This window comes from Lonsdalea britannica (assembly GCF_946477055.1).
GTDB lineage: Bacteria > Pseudomonadota > Gammaproteobacteria > Enterobacterales > Enterobacteriaceae > Lonsdalea > Lonsdalea britannica_A.
Window position 1 is genome coordinate 1 of sequence record NZ_CAMKXG010000065.1, and the last position, 14497, is coordinate 14497.

The following is a 14497-nucleotide window of genomic DNA, read 5'->3' on the forward strand; positions in this document are numbered from 1 at the left end:
ACGAGTCGGCGGATATTATCCGCATGCTGAACAGCGCGTTTGACGACGTGGGGGCGACGCCGGGCGATTACTTCCCGCTGGCGCTACGCACAGAGATCGAGGAGCTGAACGAGTGGATTTACCCTCAGGTTAACAATGGCGTCTACAAAGCGGGTTTTGCCACGCAGCAAAACGCCTATGACGAGGCGGTCTCTCAGCTGTTCGACGCGCTGGATCGTCTGGAACAACGTCTGAGTCAACAACGCTATCTGACCGGTTCACGTCTGACGGAAGCCGATCTGCGGCTGTGGACCACGCTTGTCCGCTTCGATCCGGTCTACCACACCCATTTCAAGTGCGACCGCTGGCGTTTGACGGATTATGAGAATTTGTATGGGTTTACACGGGATATTTATCAGCTGCCGGGTATCGCGGAAACAGTCAATATGGACCACATACGCCATCACTATTACCGTAGCCATGCCACGATCAACCCCTACGGCATTATTTCCGTCGGCCCAGAATTGTCGCTTACCAAACCGCATGACAGAGAGAGCCGCTTCAGCCGCTAACATCCTTCACCCACGTCATGTCAGCATCAGCGAGACGGCAGAACGGGGGAATTTTCGCGCTGCCGTCTCGCTGGATCGCAATCAGGACTCACGCAATACTTTGGGGATTTCCCGTAGCAGCCAGGACTTGGCTTCGCCCATATTGTCACGGCGCCAGGCCATGATGATCTGGCTCTCGAAAGTACTTTCCGGACTCACCACGCGCAGCCGTCCTTCGGCGATATCCTGAGCCACCAACTCGTAGGGGATCGTCGCAACGCCCAATCCAGCAAGCAAAGCACGGCGCTTGTCGTCCATCGTGCTCACCGTCAGGCGAGGCTGTTTATCCAACAGCTGTACGGTAAGCACAGGGCGATCGCGCGCGGTATCCGCAATGGCGATCCCCCGATATTTGACTCGGGTGACTTCGGACAACGGTTCGGGCTCGTCATGGATGGGATGATCCGGGCTGGCGACATAAACGCATTTCACCGAATAGAGCTTGCGCGTATTGACCTCCGACGTCGCACGGAAGTGCATATCCGGGGAAATCACGATGTCGGCGCGATCCTGTTCCAGCCGTTCCCAGGCGCCTGCCAGCACCTCGGTGAGAATAGAGACCTGCGTGTTGGCCTTTTGCGCCAATTTATCCAGCAGCGGAAAAAGTCGCTCCGTCGGCACCAATGCTTCCGCGACGATGGTGACATGGGTCTCCCAGCCGCGGGCGAGCGCTTCGGCGTCCGTCGTCAGCTTATCGGCCGCTTCCAACAGGACTCGCCCTCGCTCCAGCAGCATCCTTCCCACATTAGTAAATTTAGTGCGATGACCCGAGCGGTCGAACAGCACCACGTCCAGCTCATCCTCTAATTTTTGCATGGTGTAGCTCAGCGCCGATGGCACTCGGCCCAGCTCATCCGCCGCGGCCGCGAAGCTACCCCGACGATCGATAGCATCCATCACCCGTAACGCTTCCAATGTTAACGCCCGATCTTTCGACATAGATATTCTCATTCAGGATTTTTGAACGTCCCCACCAGATTAACTAGCTAACAATCTACCGTCCAGCCTATTACCCTTTTAGAGTCGAATAATTATGAGGGCCTGACACCATGATCATTAGCAGAGCAGCGGAGCAATGCGGCAAGGCTGACTACGGCTGGTTGCAGGCGCGATACACCTTCTCTTTCGGCCATTATTTCGACCCTGACTTGCTGGGTTTCGGCTCGTTGCGGGTGTTGAATCAGGAAGTGCTGGCCCCCAAAGCCGCCTTTCAGGCGCGCACCTATCCGCGTGTCGATATCCTTAACCTGATACTGCAAGGCGAAGCCGAATATCGGAATAGCAACGGCAACCACACGCAAGCCACAGCCGGCGACGTCATGTTGTTGGCGACCCAGCCCAACCTCAGCTATAGCGAACAGAATATTGCCAGCGATACCCCGCTGACCCGCATTCAACTGTGGCTGGATGCCTGCCCGACACGCGAAAACCGCGCGTTGCAACGAATGGCACTGAATGGCGAGCGCTGTCAGCTGCTGGCTTCTCCGGATGACGAAAATGGCAGTCTGCATCTGAGACAACAGGTCTGGGTTTACCATCTGGATCTGACCGCGGGAGAATCGTTGACGCATTCCCTGAAGGGGAATCGCGCCTACATTCAGTCCATCTACGGTGAGCTTGGCATCCGCTGTGCCGATGAGGGCAAGACGCTACGTTGCGGTGACGGTGCCTTTATTCAGCAGGAGACCGCTATCACCCTGCACGCGCAAACGCCGGTGCGGGCGCTGTTGATCGACTTGGTGGCGTAGCGTGTTCCCCGCCTGACTCGGCGTTTTTGCGGAGTCATGGTAAGATAAATCATTATCTTCACCACTTTTCTTCAGGGTTACAGCGATGGATTCAACCGATCCGACCAAACTTCTTGCCCAGGCTGAGCGACTCTGTCAGCAACGCAACGTGCGACTCACGCCGCAGCGTCAGGAAGTGCTGCGTCTGATGGCCCAACAGCCCGGCGCCATCAGCGCCTACGACCTGTTGGACCTGCTACGTGTCGCTGAACCTCAGGCCAAGCCCCCCACGGTTTATCGCGCGTTGGACTTCCTGCTTGAACAGGGATTCATTCACCGCGTGGAATCCACGAACAGCTACGTGCTGTGCCATCATTTTGAAGAACACAGCCACACCTCGGCGCTATTTATCTGCGACCGCTGCCGACAAGTAACGGAAAGCCCCACCGAAGGCGTCGAAGAAATATTGCAGCAGATCGCCCTCCAGACCGGATTCTCTTTACGACACAGTGTAGTGGAAGCGCACGGCCTGTGCGTTGAGTGCAGGAAAATCGAAGCCTGTGAGCACCGTGATAGCTGCAACCACGACCACAGTATTGTCATCAAAAAACGCTGAGCCGCGTGAAGATCTTAGGGCCGATGTAATCCGCGCCGTACGATGATACCGAGAATGGAATCTGAGAATAAAAGGACTTGAAGAAGAGATTGAGAAGCAGACTGGCGACTAACGTTGGGTTCGGTTGTTATTTCGCCCGTTACGTTCAGCGAGAAAAACTAAACGTAACGGAAGATGCATAAACGGGGCGTTCAGCAAGCAGGTCTATCAACTCCAGTCGCTGTTGCGAATGACGCCGACGGCCAACCCTTCAATCGAAAAGTTTTCCTTGCTCAAATCGACGACGATAGGTGAAAACTCTTTATTTTCAGCCAACAACTGCACTTTGTTGCCCTGCTGCTTCAATCGTTTTACCGTCACTTCATCTTCAATACGCGCCACAACGACCTGACCGTTGTGAACATCCTGCGTTTTATGCACAGCCAGTAAATCGCCATCAAGAATACCGATATCTTTCATCGACATACCGCTAACGCGCAGCAGAAAATCGGCGTTTGGCTTAAACATGGCCGGATCGACCTGATAATGACATTCGATATGCTGTTCCGCCAGCAGCGGCTCCCCTGCGGCAACGCGACCGATCAAAGGCAGGCCGAGCGACTCTTCTTCCATCAACAGACGGATACCGCGGGACGCGCCGGTGACAATCTCAATCACACCTTTACGGGAGAGGGCTTTCAAGTGTTCTTCAGCGGCATTTGGCGAGCGGAATCCCAGCTGTTTAGCGATTTCTGCTCGGGTGGGTGGCATACCGGTTTGTGAGATATGATCGCGAATAAGATCATAAACCTGCTGTTGTCTGGTCGTTAAAGCTTTCATTCCGCCCCCTGGTTGTTTATACAGTTTCGCTGTGAGTATATACAGGGAAACTGCCTATGGGAACTGAGAAATCGCGTTATACCTTGTTTTTTGGCGTCATTCATGAGAGCTGTCACGCAAAATGGCTCCACAGTAAAACACCCCAGACCACGGCCGCTAGCAGGCAAGCGACCAGTACCGCCGCCGAGCCCAAATCTTTCGCTCTCCCTGCAAGCTCATGATATTCGGGACCAATTCTGTCCACTACAGCTTCAATCGCGCTGTTCAGCAACTCGACGATCACAATCAACACAACCGCGCCAATCAACAACAACCGTTCTAATATTGAAACTGGCAACCAACAGGCAATAATAATGCCTGCCAGAGTAAGAATGGTTTCCTGACGAAAGGCGGCTTCATGCCTCCATGCTTGTTTAAGTCCCTGCAACGAATAGCCTGTTGCCTTGACAAGGCGGGTAATCCCGGTCGCCTTATTCATGATCCTTGCTTACTCCCTTTTTATTTAGTTTCGAACGCAATTTTCGCGTCACCCCATTGTCTCATGACCACAGATATCCGATAAGGTTTCTGTTATCCTTGCGGCGCATTGCTAATAAGAGGTTCTCAGTTGTTATGTCAGGTTGGCGTAAAATCTACTATAAATTATTGAATTTCCCTCTGAAACTTTTGGTAAAGAGCAAAATTATTCCTCTGGATCCGATCGCTGAGCTGGATATCGATCCTACACGTCCTATTTTCTACGTTCTGCCCTATAACTCCAAAGCAGACTTACTGACGCTGCGCGAAAAGTGCCTGGCGCTGGGGCTGCAGGATCCGCTCGAACCGTTGATTGTCGACGGTCAAGCGCTGCCGAGCTACGTATTCGTTAATAGCGGCCCGCGCGTGTTTCGCTATTACGTGCCCAAAGAGAAATCCATCAAGCTTTTTCACGACTATCTGGATCTGCATCGCGACAATCCGTCGCTGGACGTCCAGATGGTGCCGGTTTCAGTCATGTTTGGCCGCTCGCCGGGCCGTGAAGGCCACCAGCAGGAAGCCCCTCAGCTTCGCCTGCTGAACGGTATCGAAAAATTTTTCGCGGTTCTGTGGCTGGGACGCGACAGTTTCGTGCGCTTCTCAACGCCGGTATCGCTGCGCTACATGGCGACGGAGCACGGCACAGACACCACCATCGCTCATAAGCTGGCGCGTGTGGCGCGGATGCATTTCGCCCGTCTGCGTCTGGCCGCCGTTGGTCCGCGTCTGCCGGTCAGGCAGGAACTGTTCAAAAAACTGCTGTCATCGAAAGCCATCGCCAAAGCGGTGGACGATGAGGCGCGAGCGAAGAAAATCTCCCGAGAAAAAGCCCAGCAGAATGCCATTACGATGCTGGAAGAGATCGCCGCCGACTTCTCCTATGAAGCGGTGCGCCTGACAGACCGCGTGCTGGGCTGGACCTGGAACCGGTTATATCAGGGGATTAACGTCCATAACGCCGAACGCGTACGGCAGTTGGCTCAGGACGGTCATGAAATCGTTTATGTTCCCTGCCACCGCAGCCACATGGATTACCTGCTGCTGTCTTACGTGCTGTATCACCAGGGGCTGGTGCCGCCGCACATTGCTGCGGGCATTAACCTGAACTTCTGGCCAGCGGGCCCCATATTCCGCCGCCTGGGCGCGTTCTTCATCCGCCGAACCTTTAAAGGCAGCAAGCTCTATTCCACCTTGTTCCGCGAGTACCTCGGTGAACTGTTCACCCGCGGTTATTCGGTAGAGTACTTCGTGGAAGGCGGACGCTCACGCACCGGTCGCCTGCTTGATCCGAAAACCGGTACGCTGGCCATGACGCTGCAGGCCATGCTGCGCGGCGGCACACGCCCCATCACGCTGGTGCCGATTTACATCGGCTACGAGCATGTCATGGAAGTCGGCACGTACTCCAAAGAGCTGCGTGGCGCCACCAAGGAAAAAGAAGGTTTTCTCCAGATGGTGCGCGGGCTACGCAAGCTGCGGAATCTGGGACAGGGTTACGTCAACTTTGGCGAACCGCTGCCGTTGATGACCTATCTCAACAACAAAGTACCGCAGTGGCGCGACGCCATCGATCCGATTGAAGCGCAGAGACCCGCCTGGCTGACGCCGACCGTGCAGGACATCGCCTCCGACATCATGGTACGCATCAACAACGCGGCGGCAGCCAACGCCATGAACCTGTGTTCCACCGCCCTGCTGGTGTCTCCGCAACGTGCGATGACCCGTACGCAGTTGGAAGAACAGCTCGAGTGCTATCTGCATCTGATGCGCAACGTGCCTTATACCGAAAACGCGACGACGCCGGATAAAACACCTGCCGAACTGATCGATCATGCGTTGAAGATGGACAAGTTCACGGTTGAAAACGACAAGCTGGGGACCATCATCAGCCTCCCAAGCGATCAGGCCGTGCTGATGACCTATTACCGCAACAATATCCAGCACCTGCTGATCCTGCCGTCTCTGATCGCCAGCATCATAGTGCATCACCAACACATCACGCAGGCCGAGCTGTTGCGCCAGGTCACCTTGATTTATCCCTTGCTGAAGGCGGAACTGTTCCTGCACTACGACACCGAGCAACTGGCCGATGTGCTGCATGCGTTGACGTCCGAGCTGGCGAATCAGCGGTTGATCGTGATCGAGGGCGAAAACCTGACGCCGAATAGCGAGCGTCGTCGCCCGTTGCAGCTGCTGGCTACCGGGGTTATAGAAACGCTGCAGCGGTATGCCATCACCTTCCTGCTGCTCAAAGGCGACCCGACGATCAATCGCGGCACGCTGGAGAAAGAGAGCCGTGCAATGGCGCAGCGCCTGTCCCTCCTGCATGGCATCAATGCGCCGGAGTTCTTTGATAAGGCCGTCTTCTCAACGCTGGTCAATACGCTGCGTAGCGAAGGTTACATCAGCGATAGCGGGGATGCGGTACTGGAAAAAGTACAGGCAATCTATGCGATTTTGGGCGATGTCATTACGCCAGAGGTCAGATTGACGATTGAAAGTCCCGCTATCGTCGAAACGACGCCGACGGCGCAGCAAAATCAAGAAGTGAAGTAACACGATGTGATCTGTGCCTGCGGCAAGTCTGCCGCAGGCCTTTTTGCTAGAGGCTCAGCACGATCCCGATGAACAGCGCCATCCCTACGTAGTTGTTATTGCGAAAAGCCTTGAAGCAATTATCCCGCTCCCGCCCCGCAATCAGCGTTTGCTGATAAACAAACAGTCCCGCAGCCACCAGCAACGACCAATAGAACACAGCGCCAAGGTCGGAAATGCGCCCTAAAATCACCATCGCTCCCAGCATCAACAGCTGGAGTATACCGATGATAACGGTGTCGTAACGGCCGAACAGGATAGCCGTCGACTTCACGCCGATGTTGAGATCGTCATCGCGGTCAACCATCGCATACTCGGTGTCATAGGCCACGGTCCAGCACAGATAGGCGAAAAACATCAGCCAGCAGCTGATGGGCAATGACTCGCTGACGGCGGAATAGGCCATAGGAATAGACCAGCCAAAAGCCGCGCCCAGTACAACCTGAGGCAAATGACTGACCCGCTTCATAAAGGGATAAATCCAGGCCAGAGCCAGCCCGCCGACCGACAGCCAGATCGTCATGGTGTTCAACGTCAGCACCAGCGCAAACGCCACCAGCGCTAAAATCACGAACAGCGCTTTCGCGGACTGTTCGCTGACCATGCCGCTGGGTAAAGGTCGCGATGCGGTGCGCTTCACATGACCGTCAAAATGACGATCGGCATAATCATTGATCACGCAGCCTGCGGCTCTCATCAAGAATACGCCTAATACGAACACCCAGAGCGTCCAGCTCGTTGGCGCTCCTCGCCCCGCCAGCCACAGCGCCCAAAGCGTCGGCCACAACAGCAACAGAGATCCTATCGGCTTATCGATCCGCATCAGGCGACAATACGCCATCCACCGTCCCGTCGTTAAAATTCGTTCCAACGCATCGTCTCCTCTCTACCGTTCAGCATCAGAACTGAGCGAAGAATAAATAGGGGCATCAGGCAAAAAAATCTCTGTCAGCAATAACGGGTGGCCCGCCAACCTCAGCCGTGAGCGGCGAGCCCACAGATCGCCACGACGGCCCGGATTGATAAAGTCACGCTCTGGCGTGCCCGCTTGGAACAAATATCGCCCAAGCGGAACACTTCCGATCCGCGCTAACGCGAGATTGGACATCTGCAGCGTGTGCTCAGGGATCACCGTACGACCGAATAACCAAGGCCTGCCGTCGCCATACAGCGTCACTTCCCGCAGCCAGAAGCGGTCACTGACCGGCAACAGCGGCAACGCCTCCCCGGTGTCCGACGGAGAGATAAAACCTTCACGGGTGACCTCGACATCCAGACGCTGGCAATGCATTTCCAGACGAGCGGTCATTGAGTCTCGATGGCCAAGCCAATCGGCGACCGCGGCGGGGACATCGGCGAACTCGCACCATGTCACCGGGCGCAGAAGGTCTACTGTCTCATCGGTCATAGTCCCCTCCTCGCCTCGGGTTTAGTAAATAAAGTAAACGATTTCCATTGTAGCGTAGAATAGCGCACTGATAACTCGTTCTGCCCTTGAGATGCATGATCTGCATGATTTTCATACTTTCGTAACGCCAATAAACGCGCCCGAAGCCAATAACAGGTTTTCGAGCCACATAAAATCAGGATAACGAGTTCACGCCTGCCACACATCTGAATTTCATGATATTTCAATGCAATGACACCCGAATGTATTCACGCGTCACCGCCCGCCAAATGCGCTATTAATACAATAAAAATCCAGCTATTAATAGGATGGCTTATTTTCACTTTCCGCGATTAGAACGGCTTGCGATGAAAAAGGCTAATTGTCTGATTGTAGAGACAAAAAACCATACAGTCATAATGGGCAATCTATCTCCCCAAGAAATAAATTTCAGCGCGACGGAAGCCGAAAAAACATGCTCCGTCTCTCTAACGCTTTCTCTGCATCATTTATAAACCTTCATCACGGGTTTATTATTTCGTACCGAGGATAGCCTGCAGAATACAATTCACTTTGTCATTGATGAGCCAGATTTTTCTCGCGACATCTACGGCATTCCCTTTATTTCCCCTCTATTTATGAAGGGTATTTAATCGTCCGTTTCTTCGCTCAAAAATGAACGTCCAGCCAATATCACGCTGAGCCCGATGCAGCGCATAGCGTTGGCTTAAGTCGAACAACAAAACAAACATAATGCATCGCCGTAAGACATAAAAAAACGACCGGTCAATGTTGACCCGGTCGTTTTTTATTGGCTATCAGGGCTTGGGAAAACCTGCGGCGTAATGAACGCAGTCAGCCTGTCCCAGAGCTGATGATCCGATGCTTAACGCATCTTACATCATGCCGCCCATTCCGCCCATGCCGCCCATACCTGCAGCGCCTAAGTCCGCTTTATCTTCTTTCGGCAGGTCAGTCACCATACATTCGGTGGTGATCATCAGGCCAGCAACAGAAGATGCGTACTGCAGAGCAGAACGAGTGACTTTGGTCGGGTCCAGGATACCCATGTCGATCATGTTGCCGTACTGTTCGCTAGCGGCGTTGTAACCGTAGTTACCTTCGCCCGCTTTCACGTTGTTGGCAACAACAGACGGTTCTTCACCGGCGTTGGCGACGATCTGACGCAGCGGGGATTCCATTGCGCGCAGCGCAACACGGATACCGACGTTCTGATCTTCGTTTTCGCCAGTCAGAGAGCGGATTGCGTTAGCAACGCGAACCAGCGCAACACCACCACCGGCAACCACGCCTTCTTCAACCGCAGCACGGGTTGCATGCAGGGCATCTTCAACGCGCGCTTTTTTCTCTTTCATTTCAACTTCGGTAGCAGCACCGACTTTGATAACGGCAACGCCGCCAGCCAGTTTCGCTACGCGTTCCTGCAGTTTTTCACGATCGTAGTCGGAAGTCGCTTCTTCGATCTGCTGACGAATCTGAGAAACACGGCCCTGAATGGTCGCTTCTTCACCCAGACCATCAATCACAGTGGTGGTGTCTTTGGTGATGACTACGCGCTTAGCCTGACCCAGATCTTCCAGGGTCGCTTTTTCCAGCTCCAGACCGATTTCTTCAGAGATAACGGTACCAGAGGTCAGCGTCGCGATGTCCTGCAGCATAGCTTTACGACGGTCGCCGAAGCCCGGTGCTTTCACAGCCGCAACTTTCACGATGCCGCGCATGGTGTTCACAACCAGAGTCGCCAGGGCTTCGCCTTCAACGTCTTCAGCAATGATCAGCAGCGGTTTGCCAGCTTTAGCAACGGCTTCCAGTACCGGCAGCAGTTCGCGGATGTTGGAGATCTTTTTGTCAGCCAGCAGGATGTAAGGGCTTTCCAGCTCAACAGAACCGGTTTCCGGCTTGTTGATGAAGTAAGGAGACAGGTAACCACGGTCGAACTGCATACCTTCAACAACGTCCAGTTCGTCCTGCAGGCCCGTGCCTTCTTCAACGGTGATCACGCCTTCTTTACCCACTTTTTCCATGGCTTCAGCAATCAGCTTGCCCACGGTGTCGTCGGAGTTGGCGGAGATGGTACCTACCTGAGCAATAGCTTTGGAGTCAGAGCAAGGTACAGACAGTTTTTTCAATTCTTCGACCGCGGCGATAACGGCTTTGTCGATTCCGCGTTTCAGGTCCATCGGGTTCATACCCGCGGCAACGGCTTTCAGGCCTTCGTTGACGATGGACTGCGCCAGTACGGTAGCGGTCGTTGTACCGTCACCGGCAGCGTCGTTCGCTTTGGAAGCCACTTCTTTGACCATCTGCGCACCCATGTTTTCGAACTTGTCTTCCAGTTCGATTTCGCGGGCGACGGACACGCCGTCTTTCGTGATGGTCGGAGCGCCGAAGGATTTATCCAGCACTACGTTACGACCTTTCGGCCCCAGGGTGACTTTCACTGCATCAGCCAGTACATTCACGCCGCGAAGCATTTTAACTCGTGCGTCGTTACCGAAAATTACGTCTTTAGCTGCCATTGGTTGTTTCCCTTAAATTCGTTCAGTTCAGAGGATTACGCGCGATTAGGCTTCAACGATTGCCAGAATGTCGCCTTCGGACATGATCAGGACTTCATCGTTGTCGATTTTTTCTGTCTTCACGCCATAACCATCATTGAAAATAACGATATCGCCAACTTTCACATCCAGCGGTTTAACTTCACCGTTTTCCAGGATACGCCCATGACCCACAGCCAGGACTTCGCCACGGGTGGATTTACCCGCTGCAGAACCGGTCAGAACGATGCCGCCAGCTGATTTTGATTCAACTTCTTTGCGCTTGACGATAACGCGGTCATGCAATGGACGAATTTTCATTGATAGCTCTCCTTTGAGAAAGTCCATGTCAGTTTAGGTAACATGCCGAATACGCTTTTATATCCGGCCTTGTGGAAAAGTAAGTGGGGACGTTTCGACGGGCTTCAAGGGAGGAAGGTAAAATTTTTTCGCTTTGTGGACGCTTTTTCTCGGCCCACGAAAAAAAACTCAACAGATCAGATAGCTAATAAAAAAAAAGACCGCCTGAATCAGCGGTCGTCATTTTCATCATGTTTCTCAAGTCGTTCGGGGCGTTGATCCTTACGTTGATATTCACCCTCGAAAACATCGCCCTGCGATCCAGCCGGACCCGAGCGCGAACGCCAGAGATGCAAATGCGGCATCAGTTTCAACGTCAGGTGCTTTTGCAACGCTGGCAGCAACAGCAGCAGGCCAAGGAAGTCGGTGAAGAACCCCGGCACCAGCAGCAGAAATCCTGACATCACTAGCGAAACGCTTTTCACCATCTCTGCGGCCGGACTCTCGCCCGCTTCGATTTTCCGCTGCATCTGAATAAAGGTTCTGATCCCCTGATTACGGACCAGCGAAACGCCAAGGCAGGAAGTAAACACCACCAGCAGCAGCGTGACAGCGATACCCAGCACGTGGGCGACCTGCATGAAAATGAAGATTTCAATGTAGGCCAACAGGAAAATCAGTATTAAAGGTATCCAGCGCACCCGGTGCTCCTGTAATTGATATTTAACGTATTGATAAAAAGTATATTCCTAAAACTTGCGCTCGTAATATGCTATTGACGCAGTCATAAACGGCTCTCTGTAAGAGCATTCACCGCGCCCGCCATCGCGTTACAATACTGTTGAAATGGTAGCTCATACGCTACTTTTCAACCTAGGTACGCGGTTTTTTTTGGCTGCTATCGTTTTTCGGCTATAGTCACACCGCGTGACTATTCGTTACGATTCACTCAGGAGACAGACAATGGAATGCCCAGATGTGATCACGGCGACTATTTCACGCACAGGTTAAGAATATAATAATGAGATAGCCGTCAATATCGGTCAGATACACCGCCCCTCTTGGGAAAATGCATTACGATAAGCTGTACAAACGCTAACTTATAGAAGAGTAAGAGAAGGCTCTTTATGTCAGACAATATCCGTATTGAAGAAGATCTGTTAGGCAGCCGAGAAGTACCCGCCGATGCTTATTACGGCATCCATACCCTTCGCGCTATTGAAAACTTTTATATCAGCAATCAGAAAATCAGCGACGTCCCTGATTTCGTCCGCGGCATGGTGATGGTCAAAAAGGCCGCCGCCATGGCCAACCGAGAACTCCAGACCATCCCACGAAAAATCGCCGACGTGATCATTCGCGCCTGCGACGAAGTGCTCAACAACGGCAAATGCCTGGACCAATTCCCGGTGGATGTCTTTCAGGGCGGCGCAGGCACCTCGTTGAATATGAACACCAACGAAGTGCTGGCCAACATCGGTCTCGAACTGATGGGACACCAAAAGGGCGAGTACCAGTACCTCAACCCCAACGATCACGTCAACAAATGCCAGTCGACCAACGATGCCTATCCCACCGGTTTCCGTATCGCCGTGTACAACGCGATCCTGAAGCTGGTTGATGCCAATACGCATCTGGGCGAAGGATTCGAGCGCAAAGCCAAAGAGTTTGAAAACATCCTGAAAATGGGACGGACCCAACTGCAAGACGCCGTGCCGATGAGTCTGGGCCAGGAGTTCCACGCCTTCAACATTCTGCTGCAGGAAGAGAATAAAAACCTGCTGCGCACCGCCGAACTGCTGCTCGAGGTGAACCTGGGCGCAACGGCGATCGGCACGCGGCTGAATACGCCGGACGGCTACCAGCAACTGGCCGTGCAAAAGCTGTCCGAGGTGAGCCATCTGCCCTGCGTTTCCGCAGAAGATCTGATTGAAGCGACATCCGACTGCGGCGCTTATGTGATGGTACATAGCGCGCTCAAACGTCTGGCGGTTAAGCTGTCGAAAATCTGTAACGACCTGCGTTTGCTCTCTTCAGGCCCGCGCGCTGGCCTCAATGAGATCAACCTGCCGCAGCTGCAGGCTGGATCATCCATCATGCCTGCGAAGGTCAATCCGGTCGTTCCCGAGGTGGTCAATCAGGTGTGCTTCAAGGTTATCGGCAACGACACCTGCGTCACAATGGCGGCCGAAGCAGGCCAGTTGCAGTTGAACGTGATGGAGCCCGTAATTGGACAGGCCATGTTCGAGTCCACCCACATTTTGACCAACGCGTGCTACAACCTGTTGGAGAAATGTGTGAACGGCATCACCGCCAACCAGTCGGTCTGTGAGTCTTACGTGTTTAACTCCATCGGCATCGTTACCTACCTGAACCCGTTTATCGGTCATCATAACGGCGATATCGTCGGTAAAATCTGCGCCGAAACCGGGAAAAGCGTACGTGAAGTCGTGTTGGAACGCGGCCTGCTGACTGAAGCAGAACTGGACGATATTTTCTCCGTACAGAACCTGATGCATCCGGCCTACAAAGCGAAACGTTACACCGACGAAAACGAACCGCAGTAACCTCCTCAGCTCCCTTCGGCGCCGAGCCATGCGTCGAAGGGAGATTCTGTGACTCTTCTCACTTCCCACAGCGTCTATTTTCGACGCGATCCGCGCTTACGCTCACGCTGGCCTCAAGGTATAGTGTGGCGATAATTTCACGTTTCCGCTGCTGAGGTCATTATGTCTGAACTCATCGCCTGCGACGCCGTGGTGGTGCTGTGTACCGCCCCCGACGACGCCAGCGCCAGATCGCTAGCCGCCGCCGCCCTGGAAGCCAAATTGGCAGCCTGCGTCACAATATTGCCCGGCGCCGTTTCGCTTTATCGTTGGGAAGGGAAACTGGAGCAACAGCAGGAGATCCAGCTGATGCTGAAAAGCGACCAGGCGCATATGCAAGACCTGTTCACGTTGCTGAAACAGCAGCATCCTTACCAAACGCCAGAATTATTGGCGCTTCCGGTTCACGACGGCGATAACGATTATCTCTCATGGCTCAACGCGTCCTTACGCTGATTATCCTCTTCGGCACATTGCTTTTTACTGCCGTCGTGCCTGCCGAAAATCCCTTCGGCCGTGCGCAAACGTCGCGATTTCTGCCCGCCCCACAGGCGTTTGTCTTCGACTTCCAGCAACAAGGCAAGCAGCTCAAGCTTCAGTGGATCATTCACCCGGGCTATTACCTGTATCGCCAGAAAATAGCGATTCACTCCGGCAACACCACGCTGACAAGCATTGAGTTTCCGGCTGCCGAACGGCATCAGGACGCATTTTTCGGGGTGGTCGATATTTTCCGGGATCGGCTACAGCTCAATGTTCCTCTGGATGGACTTCCACAGGGCA

The 14497-nt window shown here is 53.7% G+C and carries 15 protein-coding genes; 7 read left to right on the forward strand and 8 right to left on the reverse strand.

Annotation, left to right across the window (positions count from 1 at the left end; all coding sequences use genetic code 11):
* Nucleotides 1-551, forward strand: a 551-nt coding sequence (locus Q7O77_RS06615) for a glutathione S-transferase C-terminal domain-containing protein (protein WP_304164691.1), incomplete at its 5' end; no start/stop codon positions are given.
* Between the two features lie 81 nt (nt 552-632).
* Here Q7O77_RS06615 and Q7O77_RS06620 read toward each other — a convergent pair.
* Nucleotides 633-1529, reverse strand: coding sequence for a LysR family transcriptional regulator (locus tag Q7O77_RS06620; RefSeq protein ID WP_304164694.1), 897 nt, complete (start codon nt 1527-1529; stop codon nt 633-635).
* 110 nt (nt 1530-1639) lie between these two features.
* On the opposite strand from Q7O77_RS06620, the gene Q7O77_RS06625 reads away from it, so the two are divergent.
* Together Q7O77_RS06625 and zur are read left to right on the forward strand one after the other, a co-directional pair.
* Nucleotides 1640-2338: a pirin family protein gene (locus Q7O77_RS06625; RefSeq protein WP_304164697.1), complete on the forward strand. Its 699-nt coding sequence runs from the start codon at nt 1640-1642 to the stop codon at nt 2336-2338.
* An 85-nt stretch (nt 2339-2423) separates the two neighbouring features.
* On the forward strand, nt 2424-2933 hold the full coding sequence (gene zur, locus Q7O77_RS06630; RefSeq protein WP_304164700.1) for a zinc uptake transcriptional repressor Zur: 510 nt from the start codon (nt 2424-2426) through the stop codon (nt 2931-2933).
* A gap of 207 nt (nt 2934-3140) precedes the next feature.
* Here zur and lexA read toward each other — a convergent pair whose 3' ends face one another.
* Both lexA and Q7O77_RS06640 read right to left on the reverse strand, forming a co-directional pair.
* Nucleotides 3141-3752 carry a transcriptional repressor LexA gene (gene lexA, locus Q7O77_RS06635; RefSeq protein ID WP_085653469.1) on the reverse strand — a complete coding sequence of 204 codons (612 nt, stop codon included), beginning with the start codon at nt 3750-3752 and terminating at the stop codon, nt 3141-3143.
* A 112-nt stretch (nt 3753-3864) separates the two neighbouring features.
* Complete coding sequence (locus Q7O77_RS06640; RefSeq protein ID WP_304164724.1) at nt 3865-4233, reverse strand: diacylglycerol kinase; 369 nt, start codon at nt 4231-4233, stop codon at nt 3865-3867.
* A gap of 131 nt (nt 4234-4364) precedes the next feature.
* On the opposite strand from Q7O77_RS06640, the gene plsB reads away from it, so the two are divergent.
* On the forward strand, nt 4365-6824 hold the full coding sequence (plsB, locus tag Q7O77_RS06645) for a glycerol-3-phosphate 1-O-acyltransferase PlsB (protein ID WP_304164706.1): 2460 nt from the start codon (nt 4365-4367) through the stop codon (nt 6822-6824).
* Between the two features lie 46 nt (nt 6825-6870).
* On the opposite strand, the gene ubiA is transcribed toward plsB, so the two are convergent.
* The 5 genes from ubiA to Q7O77_RS06670 all read right to left on the reverse strand — a co-directional run bounded on the left by ubiA (nt 6871) and on the right by Q7O77_RS06670 (nt 11809).
* Nucleotides 6871-7704 carry a 4-hydroxybenzoate octaprenyltransferase gene (gene ubiA, locus Q7O77_RS06650; protein ID WP_304164727.1) on the reverse strand — a complete coding sequence of 278 codons (834 nt, stop codon included), beginning with the start codon at nt 7702-7704 and terminating at the stop codon, nt 6871-6873.
* A gap of 45 nt (nt 7705-7749) precedes the next feature.
* A complete protein-coding gene (gene ubiC, locus Q7O77_RS06655) occupies nt 7750-8271 on the reverse strand; it encodes a chorismate lyase (RefSeq protein ID WP_304164708.1) in 522 nt (173 codons plus the stop codon).
* A gap of 875 nt (nt 8272-9146) precedes the next feature.
* On the reverse strand, nt 9147-10790 hold the full coding sequence (gene groL / locus Q7O77_RS06660) for a chaperonin GroEL (protein WP_085653474.1): 1644 nt from the start codon (nt 10788-10790) through the stop codon (nt 9147-9149).
* Nucleotides 10791-10835: 45 nt separating this feature from the next.
* Complete coding sequence (locus Q7O77_RS06665) at nt 10836-11129, reverse strand: co-chaperone GroES (protein WP_026739589.1); 294 nt, start codon at nt 11127-11129, stop codon at nt 10836-10838.
* Between the two features lie 209 nt (nt 11130-11338).
* Complete coding sequence (locus Q7O77_RS06670) at nt 11339-11809, reverse strand: FxsA family protein (protein ID WP_304164714.1); 471 nt, start codon at nt 11807-11809, stop codon at nt 11339-11341.
* 426 nt (nt 11810-12235) lie between these two features.
* Between Q7O77_RS06670 and aspA the strand changes: the two genes are divergently transcribed.
* From aspA to Q7O77_RS06685, 3 genes are all read left to right on the forward strand, one after another.
* Complete coding sequence (aspA, locus tag Q7O77_RS06675) at nt 12236-13675, forward strand: aspartate ammonia-lyase (RefSeq protein WP_304164716.1); 1440 nt, start codon at nt 12236-12238, stop codon at nt 13673-13675.
* A gap of 162 nt (nt 13676-13837) precedes the next feature.
* The gene (cutA, locus tag Q7O77_RS06680; RefSeq protein WP_304164719.1) at nt 13838-14170 is read left to right on the forward strand and encodes a divalent cation tolerance protein CutA; all 333 of its coding nucleotides are present in this window, start codon (nt 13838-13840) and stop codon (nt 14168-14170) included.
* The coding region (locus Q7O77_RS06685) for a protein-disulfide reductase DsbD domain-containing protein (RefSeq protein ID WP_304164721.1) at nt 14146-14497 on the forward strand (352 nt) is incomplete at its 3' end. The genes cutA and Q7O77_RS06685, both read left to right, overlap by 25 nt.

Coding starts and splice junctions, on each gene's coding strand:
- ubiC (WP_304164708.1), bottom strand. CDS start 8,271: ATGACCGATGAGACAGTAGACCTTCTGCGCCCGGTGACATGGTGCGAG.
- plsB (WP_304164706.1), top strand. CDS start 4,365: ATGTCAGGTTGGCGTAAAATCTACTATAAATTATTGAATTTCCCTCTG.
- cutA (WP_304164719.1), top strand. CDS start 13,838: ATGTCTGAACTCATCGCCTGCGACGCCGTGGTGGTGCTGTGTACCGCC.
- lexA (WP_085653469.1), bottom strand. CDS start 3,752: ATGAAAGCTTTAACGACCAGACAACAGCAGGTTTATGATCTTATTCGC.
- ubiA (WP_304164727.1), bottom strand. CDS start 7,704: ATGGCGTATTGTCGCCTGATGCGGATCGATAAGCCGATAGGATCTCTG.
- zur (WP_304164700.1), top strand. CDS start 2,424: ATGGATTCAACCGATCCGACCAAACTTCTTGCCCAGGCTGAGCGACTC.
- groL (WP_085653474.1), bottom strand. CDS start 10,790: ATGGCAGCTAAAGACGTAATTTTCGGTAACGACGCACGAGTTAAAATG.
- Q7O77_RS06665 (WP_026739589.1), bottom strand. CDS start 11,129: ATGAAAATTCGTCCATTGCATGACCGCGTTATCGTCAAGCGCAAAGAA.
- Q7O77_RS06625 (WP_304164697.1), top strand. CDS start 1,640: ATGATCATTAGCAGAGCAGCGGAGCAATGCGGCAAGGCTGACTACGGC.
- aspA (WP_304164716.1), top strand. CDS start 12,236: ATGTCAGACAATATCCGTATTGAAGAAGATCTGTTAGGCAGCCGAGAA.
- Q7O77_RS06620 (WP_304164694.1), bottom strand. CDS start 1,529: ATGTCGAAAGATCGGGCGTTAACATTGGAAGCGTTACGGGTGATGGAT.